The following is a 5,763-nucleotide window of genomic DNA, read 5'->3' on the forward strand; positions in this document are numbered from 1 at the left end:
CGATGATCGTGAGATGGCCCGTGCTGGAGATCGGAAGGAACTCTGTCAGCCCTTCGACCGCACCAAGGAAAACCGCTTCGACGATATTCATTCCAGTCNTTCCTCGGCACCACCTCCGACCGGCGGACCGGGAGAAGTGTATGCCGGGAAAGATCGGCTATTGACAGGGGGTCAACGCCCGCGGGGCGGCGCCTCGCAGTAGTCGGTGCGGTCCCGTGCGTCTCCCACGGGACGGTCGCGGCGCTCGCCGGCGCGGACAGTGGCGCCGGAGCTTCCGCGGGTGGACCGCCCGCGCCGGGTTCCCCGCCGGCCAGGCGGCCAGGCCAGGCAGGATGTTCGCACCCGCGATCGACGAAGAATATACTTCTGCCGAGCACAGAAGGAGATTCTGTCGCTACCNCATCCCCCCGCCCAAAGGACGTCAGGTGTGAACGACACTGCTGGAGTGGAGTGGGAGGACGCGCNGGCCTCGGTGCGCGCGGCGGTGGATCGGGCACTGAACCGGCACCAGCGGGATGCCCTCAGCGAGGTCGAACAGATCCTCAACGCGGCTCTCCGGGTCGCCGTGCGGGTCTCGCCCGCCGAGCCGAAGGTCGCCGACATCGTCGCCGAGGCNGGGACGTCCAACCAGACCTTCTACCGGTACTTCGCCGGCAAGAACGACCTCATGCACGCGGTGCTGGAACGCGGGATAGTGCTCGTCCGGTCGTACCTGCGCCACCAGATGGCCAAGCAGCCCGACCCCGCCGGGCAGATGACGGCCTGGGTGGAGGGCATGCTCGCCCAGATCACCCGGCCGACGGTGGCCCAGCAGGGCACCACCGTCAACCGGCTGCTCGCCCNCGCCGGCGAGTCGGAGCCGGGTCGGGCGACCCTCGACGAGCAGCTCGGCGAGCTTCTCATCGCGCCCCTGACAACCGCCGGCCGGCCGCGGCCGGACCTCGACGCCAGAGTGATCCAGGACGCGGTCCTCGGCACGATGCAGCGGCACGTGGCCCCCGGGACGGTCCCCAGCGAGGACGAGCAGCGCCACCTGGTCGACTTCTGTGTCTCGATCATCGACCAGCCTCCCCCGCGCCCGGCGCCCGAGGCGTGACGCCCGGCACCTGACTGCCGGGCCCTGGCTGGCCGAGAGGCCGGCGCCGCCGCTGCCGGCCGCCGCTGCCGGCCGCCGCTAGGACCCCGGCGCGATCTCCAGCACGGTCTTCCCCACCGCCTTGCCGCCGGCCACGTAGCGCAGCGCGGCGGCACTCTCCTCGAACGAGAAGGTGGCGCCGATATGCGGGACGATCTTGCCCGCGGCGAACAGCTCCATGAGCTCCCGCTCGTTGCGCCGCAGTTCCTCCGGAGCGTGGATGCCGAGGTCACGGAGCTGCATCCCGCCGATCTGGATGCCCTTGAGCAGCACCNGGTTCAACGGGATCCGCGGGATCGAGCCCGCGGCATAGCCCACGGTGACGAAGCGCCCACGCCAGCGCAGGGACCGCAGCGCCGGCTCGGCCAGGTCACCGCCGACCGGGTCGAGGACGACGTCCGACCCGCCCGGAAGGATCTCCTTCAGCGCCCGCCGCAGATCCGTCGAGCGGTGGTCGATGAGGTTCACCGCCCCGTTGGCCGCGGCCACCTCCAGCTTCTCCGCCGAGGAGGCGACCGCGGTCACCGTCGCGCCGAGCGCCACCNCGAGCTGCACCGCGGCCAGCCCGACCCCACCGCCGGCACCGAGCACCACGAGCTGCTCCCCCGGTTGCAGCCGGGCCACCGACCGGAGCATGTGGTACGAGGTGCGGTGTGCCACCCCGAAGGCGGCGGCCACGCTGTCGGGAACGCCCTGGGGCGTGCGGGTGACACCCTCGGCCCGCCCGATGGCCACCTCGCCGAACCCGCCGACGATGCCCGTGCCGAACACCCGGTCCCCCACCGCCAGCCCGGTCACGCCCGGGCCGAGGGTTTCGACGACGCCGGCGAACTCGCTGCCGGGCACGAACGGCGGCGGCACCTTCACCTGGTACTCCCCGGCGACCAGCAGTACGTCGGAGAAGTTGACCGCCGCCGCGTGCACCCGCACGGCGACCTGGCCCGCCTCGGGCGTGGGGGTCGGGAACTCCTCGACCCTCACCACCTCCGGCGGGCCGTACTCACGACAGACCGCGGCCCGCATCCGCGCACTCCCGTCCCGTCGCCTCGGTCTGAAGCATCAGCGGCCCTTCCACACCGGCGGGCGCTTCTCGATGAACGATGTCGCGCCCTCCTTGGCGTCCTCGCTGGCGAACACCCCCGGCGACAGCGCGGCCATCCGCTCCTGGCCGCGGGCCGGATCCGCGGCGGCGGCCCGGACGATCTCCTTCGTCGCGAGCACGGCCAGCGGGCCGTTGGCGGTGACGCGCTCGGCCAGTGCCAGTGCCTCGTCGAGCACCTTCCCCGGCTCGGCCACCGCGTTGACCAGACCGAGCCGCAGCGCGCGTTCCGCGTCGAAGGTGTCCCCGGTCAGCGTGATCTCCAGGGCGAGCGCCAGCGGGAGCCGGCTGCCGATCGCGACGGCTCCGCCGCCGGCGGCGAGCAGCCCGCGCTTCACCTCGGGCAGACCGAACTTCGCGGCGGATGAGGCCACGACCAGGTCACAGGAGAGCAGCAGCTCGAAGCCGCCGCCCACCGCGGTGCCGTTCGCGGCGCCGATGAGGGGGACCTTCACATCCCCCTTCGTCAGCCGCCCGAACGCCTCCAGACCGGCCTTGGCCTCCGGGGTGTCGGCGGCGAAGCTGGTCCCCTTGGCGAAGCCCTTGAGGTCCATACCGACGCAGAACGCCTTCTCGCCGGTCGCGGTCAGGACGGCCGCCCGGATCTCCGGGTCGGTCTCCGCCTCGATGATCGCCAGGCCGATCGCGCTGAGCAGCGAGGGGGTCAGCGCATTGCGTGCCTCCGGCCGGTTGAGGCGGATGACGAGCGTCGCCCCGACCCGCTCCAGCAGAATCTCGCTCGTGTCGGCGGCGGTGGTGGCAGTGGTGTCAGTCATGCTTTGTAGTCTGTCGTCTCAGCCAGGTCCGCCGCCTCTTTCATCGCGTTGAGCACGACAGGCCCGAAAGACTGCAGCTTGACGTCGTCACCGGCTCGCTGGAAGNCCTGCTCCAGCACGATCGCGATCTTGAACTTGGCGAGGATCAGGTAGTAGTCGTAGTCGTCGACCTGCCGGCCGGACACCTCGGCGTAGTGCGCGAGCAGCTGCGACTTCGTCGGCATGGCGTACAGATCCGCGTAGCCCTTGCCGGTCAGCTCAGGTGAGCTGGTGTCCTCCGGCCAGCTCTGCAGCATCCAGGCGAGGTCGAGCTTGNGGTCGCCGACCGTGCCCATCTCCCAGTCGACGATCGCGGCCAGCTTCGCGGGGGCACCATGCCGGAACATGACGTTCGCGAACTGGTAGTCGCCGTGCATCAGACCGGGGATGAAGTCGATCGGCCGGTGCGTGCGCAGCCAGTTGGCGGCGACGTCGAAACCGGGCAGCTCCCGCTTCTTGATCCGCTCCAGGAAGGCCGTCCAGCGATCGACCTGCCGCTCGTGGAAGCCGTCGGGCCGACCGAGGTCGAGCAGGCCCTTCGCCCGCCAGTCCACCTTCGACAGCAGCGCGATGCCCTCGGTGAGCTGGTACGACAGCCCCTTGCGGACCTCGAGGTCGGATTTGAACGGCTCCGGCCNGACTCCGCGCTGGTCCATCGGCGACCAGCCGTCGACGAAGCCCATCAGGTAGAAGGTGCGACCGAGGACGGCGGGGTCGTCGCACATGCCGATCGCCTCGGTGTGCGGAACGTCCGTCCCGTCGAGCGCCTCGATGATGCGCCACTCGCGCAGGATGCCGGCGTCCCGGCTGGCNGGCGCCGTCGCCGGCGGGATCCGCAGGGCCGCGTGCAGCTCGCCGCGCCGAATCTCGTAGATCTCGTTCTGGGTGCCACCGGAGACGTAGCGGTGCTCGATCGGCTCGCCCTTTCCGGGCNGGCCGGCGGAGTCCAGCCAGGTGCCGAGACGGTCGATGTCGATCACAGGTTCCCCACTTCGTGGTCCAGGTACTCGGCGTACTTCTCCCGCGCGGCGGCGAGCCGCTTCGGCAGATGCTGGGTCGGCCACAGGTCGTCGCTGGGCTTGTAGTCGCGCAGGACCTGCTTGGCGACCGTCACCTTGTGCACCTCGGTCGGGCCGTCGGCCAGGCCCATCACGAACGAGCCCATCACCATCTGGTGGAACGGCATCTCGTTGCTGGCGCCGAGCGCACCGTGGACCTGCAGCGAGCGCGCCGCTATGTCATGCAGGACGGTGGGCATCACGACCTTCACGGTGGCGATGTCCTTGCGGACCTTCCGGTAGTCGTNGTGCTTGTCGATCGACCACGCGGTGTAGATCNCCAGCAGGCGGAACTGCTTGAGCTGGGCGTACGAGTCGGCGATGAAACCCTGGACGAACTGCTTGTCGGCAAGCAGGCTGCCCTGGGTGCGCCGGCTCAACGCCCGNTCGCACATCATGTCCAGCGCCTTCTGGGCGAGGCCGATCGTGCGCATGGCGTGGTGGATCCGCCCGCCGCCGAGGCGGGTCNGCGCGATGGCGAACGCCTGGCCCTCACCACCCAGCAGGGCGTCTTCGGGAACCCGCACGTTGTCGTAGTGGATGAGGGCGTGGTGGCCCTCGCCCAGCGGCTCGCCCGGCAGCCCGACGTTGCGCACGATGTTGATGCCCGGCGTGTCGGTCGGCACCAGGAACATCGACATGCCGTGGTAGGCGCTCACGTCCGGGTTGGTGACCACCATGACGATCACGAAGCGCGCCGTGCTGGCGTTCGAGGAGAAGAACTTCCAGCCGTTGATGACCCAGCTGTCGCCGTCCTTCTCCGCGCGGCAGGTGAACTGGGTCGGGTCCGAGCCCGCCTGCGGCTCGGTCATCGAGTAGGACGAGAAGCACTCACCGTCCAGCAGGGGCTGCAGGTACTGCTTCTTCTGCGCCTCCGTGCCGTAGTGCGCGATGATCTCGGCGTTCCCGGTGTCCGGCGCCTGGCAGCCGAAGATCAGCGGTGCCCAGCTGGAACGACCCAGGATCTCGTTGAGCAGCGACAGTTTGAGCTGCCCGTGCCCCTGGCCACCCAGCGCGGGCCCCAGGTGCGTGGCCCNCAGGCCCCGCTCCTTCACCTGCTGCCGCAGGGGCTCGATGAGCCGCCTCATGTTGTCGTCCGGCGGCACGAACTGCTGGTTCGCGAAGGCGAGGTCCAGCGGCTCGACCTCCTCCNGCACGAACTGGTCGGCCCAGTCGAGCTGGGCCTGGTACTCGGGCTCCGTCTCGAAATCCCAGGACATCGTCGGCCCTCCTCTCGGAGGCCTCAGAATAACGTTCTCGGGACACAGAACACAACTTCCGAGAGGTCGGAACACCGATCCTGACCTGTCTGTCCGGACCGGACGACAGACACCTGACGTGGCCGTCCGGTGAACGACCCGGTTCCGGGCGGACCCGCGGAGAGGACCCGCGCCCCGGACAAGCGAAAGGGGGCCGCCGGCTGACCGGCGACCCCCGAGCGCAGTACCGCCCCGGGCTGCTGCCCGGGCGTTGCCGCCTACGCGTCCTGCGCCTGCTTCTCCGCGAACAGGCGTGCCCACTCCTTGCGGGAGCGGATCGCGGTGTCGACGTCGGTGGCGATCGCGCGCCTGGCACCCACGGTCGCCCGCTCCTTCGGGATCTCGGCGAACGGGTCCCAGCTGAAGAACCGGCAGGCGTTCTCCCAGGTGATCTTGT

4 protein-coding genes and 15 pseudogenes are annotated in these 5,763 nt (G+C 70.1%); 2 read left to right on the forward strand and 17 right to left on the reverse strand.

What is annotated here, in order from left to right; translation table 11 throughout:
- Positions 1-91, reverse strand: a 91-nt coding sequence (locus tag UG55_RS28025) for an undecaprenyl-diphosphate phosphatase (RefSeq protein WP_304440458.1), incomplete at its 3' end; no start/stop codon positions are given.
- A 374-nt stretch (positions 92-465) separates the two neighbouring features.
- Here UG55_RS28025 and UG55_RS44555 point away from each other — a divergent pair.
- Together UG55_RS44555 and UG55_RS44560 are read left to right on the forward strand one after the other, a co-directional pair.
- Positions 466-615, forward strand: a pseudogene (locus UG55_RS44555) (TetR/AcrR family transcriptional regulator); the annotation flags it as partial.
- 1 nt (position 616) lies between these two features.
- Positions 617-842 (forward strand): annotated as a pseudogene (locus UG55_RS44560) (TetR/AcrR family transcriptional regulator); the annotation flags it as partial.
- Positions 843-1,174: 332 nt separating this feature from the next.
- On the opposite strand, the gene UG55_RS44570 reads toward UG55_RS44560, so the two are convergent.
- The 16 genes and pseudogenes from UG55_RS44570 to UG55_RS44640 all read right to left on the reverse strand — a co-directional run.
- Positions 1,175-1,409: zinc-binding dehydrogenase (locus UG55_RS44570; protein ID WP_242425150.1), on the reverse strand; the 235-nt coding region annotated here is incomplete at its 5' end.
- 1 nt (position 1,410) lies between these two features.
- Positions 1,411-1,679 (reverse strand): annotated as a pseudogene (locus UG55_RS44575) (zinc-binding dehydrogenase); the annotation flags it as partial.
- Position 1,680: 1 nt separating this feature from the next.
- Positions 1,681-2,158: pseudogene (locus UG55_RS44580) on the reverse strand (alcohol dehydrogenase catalytic domain-containing protein); the annotation flags it as partial.
- A 36-nt stretch (positions 2,159-2,194) separates the two neighbouring features.
- Positions 2,195-3,010: an enoyl-CoA hydratase-related protein gene (locus UG55_RS26420; protein ID WP_066074618.1), complete on the reverse strand. Its 816-nt coding sequence runs from the start codon at positions 3,008-3,010 to the stop codon at positions 2,195-2,197.
- Positions 3,007-3,115: pseudogene (locus UG55_RS44585) on the reverse strand (acyl-CoA dehydrogenase); the annotation flags it as partial. The gene UG55_RS26420 and the pseudogene UG55_RS44585, both read right to left, overlap by 4 nt.
- Position 3,116: 1 nt before the next feature.
- Positions 3,117-3,325 (reverse strand): annotated as a pseudogene (locus tag UG55_RS44590) (acyl-CoA dehydrogenase); the annotation flags it as partial.
- A gap of 1 nt (position 3,326) precedes the next feature.
- Positions 3,327-3,686, reverse strand: a pseudogene (locus UG55_RS44595) (phosphotransferase family protein); the annotation flags it as partial.
- 1 nt (position 3,687) lies between these two features.
- Positions 3,688-3,861: pseudogene (locus tag UG55_RS44600) on the reverse strand (acyl-CoA dehydrogenase); the annotation flags it as partial.
- A 1-nt stretch (position 3,862) separates the two neighbouring features.
- A pseudogene (locus UG55_RS44605) lies at positions 3,863-3,982 on the reverse strand (acyl-CoA dehydrogenase); the annotation flags it as partial.
- Between the two features lie 43 nt (positions 3,983-4,025).
- Positions 4,026-4,354, reverse strand: a 329-nt coding sequence (locus UG55_RS44610) for an acyl-CoA dehydrogenase family protein (protein WP_255360546.1), incomplete at its 5' end; no start/stop codon positions are given.
- A gap of 33 nt (positions 4,355-4,387) precedes the next feature.
- Positions 4,388-4,493, reverse strand: a pseudogene (locus tag UG55_RS44620) (hypothetical protein); the annotation flags it as partial.
- Between the two features lies 1 nt (position 4,494).
- Positions 4,495-4,575, reverse strand: a pseudogene (locus UG55_RS44625) (hypothetical protein); the annotation flags it as partial.
- Between the two features lies 1 nt (position 4,576).
- A pseudogene (locus UG55_RS44630) lies at positions 4,577-5,143 on the reverse strand (acyl-CoA dehydrogenase family protein); the annotation flags it as partial.
- A gap of 1 nt (position 5,144) precedes the next feature.
- Positions 5,145-5,259, reverse strand: a pseudogene (locus tag UG55_RS44635) (hypothetical protein); the annotation flags it as partial.
- Between the two features lies 1 nt (position 5,260).
- Positions 5,261-5,327: pseudogene (locus tag UG55_RS45870) on the reverse strand (hypothetical protein); the annotation flags it as partial.
- A 257-nt stretch (positions 5,328-5,584) separates the two neighbouring features.
- A pseudogene (locus UG55_RS44640) lies at positions 5,585-5,763 on the reverse strand (amidohydrolase); the annotation flags it as partial.

Source organism: Frankia sp. EI5c (assembly GCF_001636565.1).
Lineage (GTDB): Bacteria > Actinomycetota > Actinomycetes > Frankiales > Frankiaceae > Parafrankia.

Excerpts from the sequence above, each read along its gene's own strand:
- UG55_RS26420 (WP_066074618.1), bottom strand. The coding sequence starts at position 3,010 with ATGACTGACACCACTGCCACCACCGCCGCCGACACGAGCGAGATTCTG.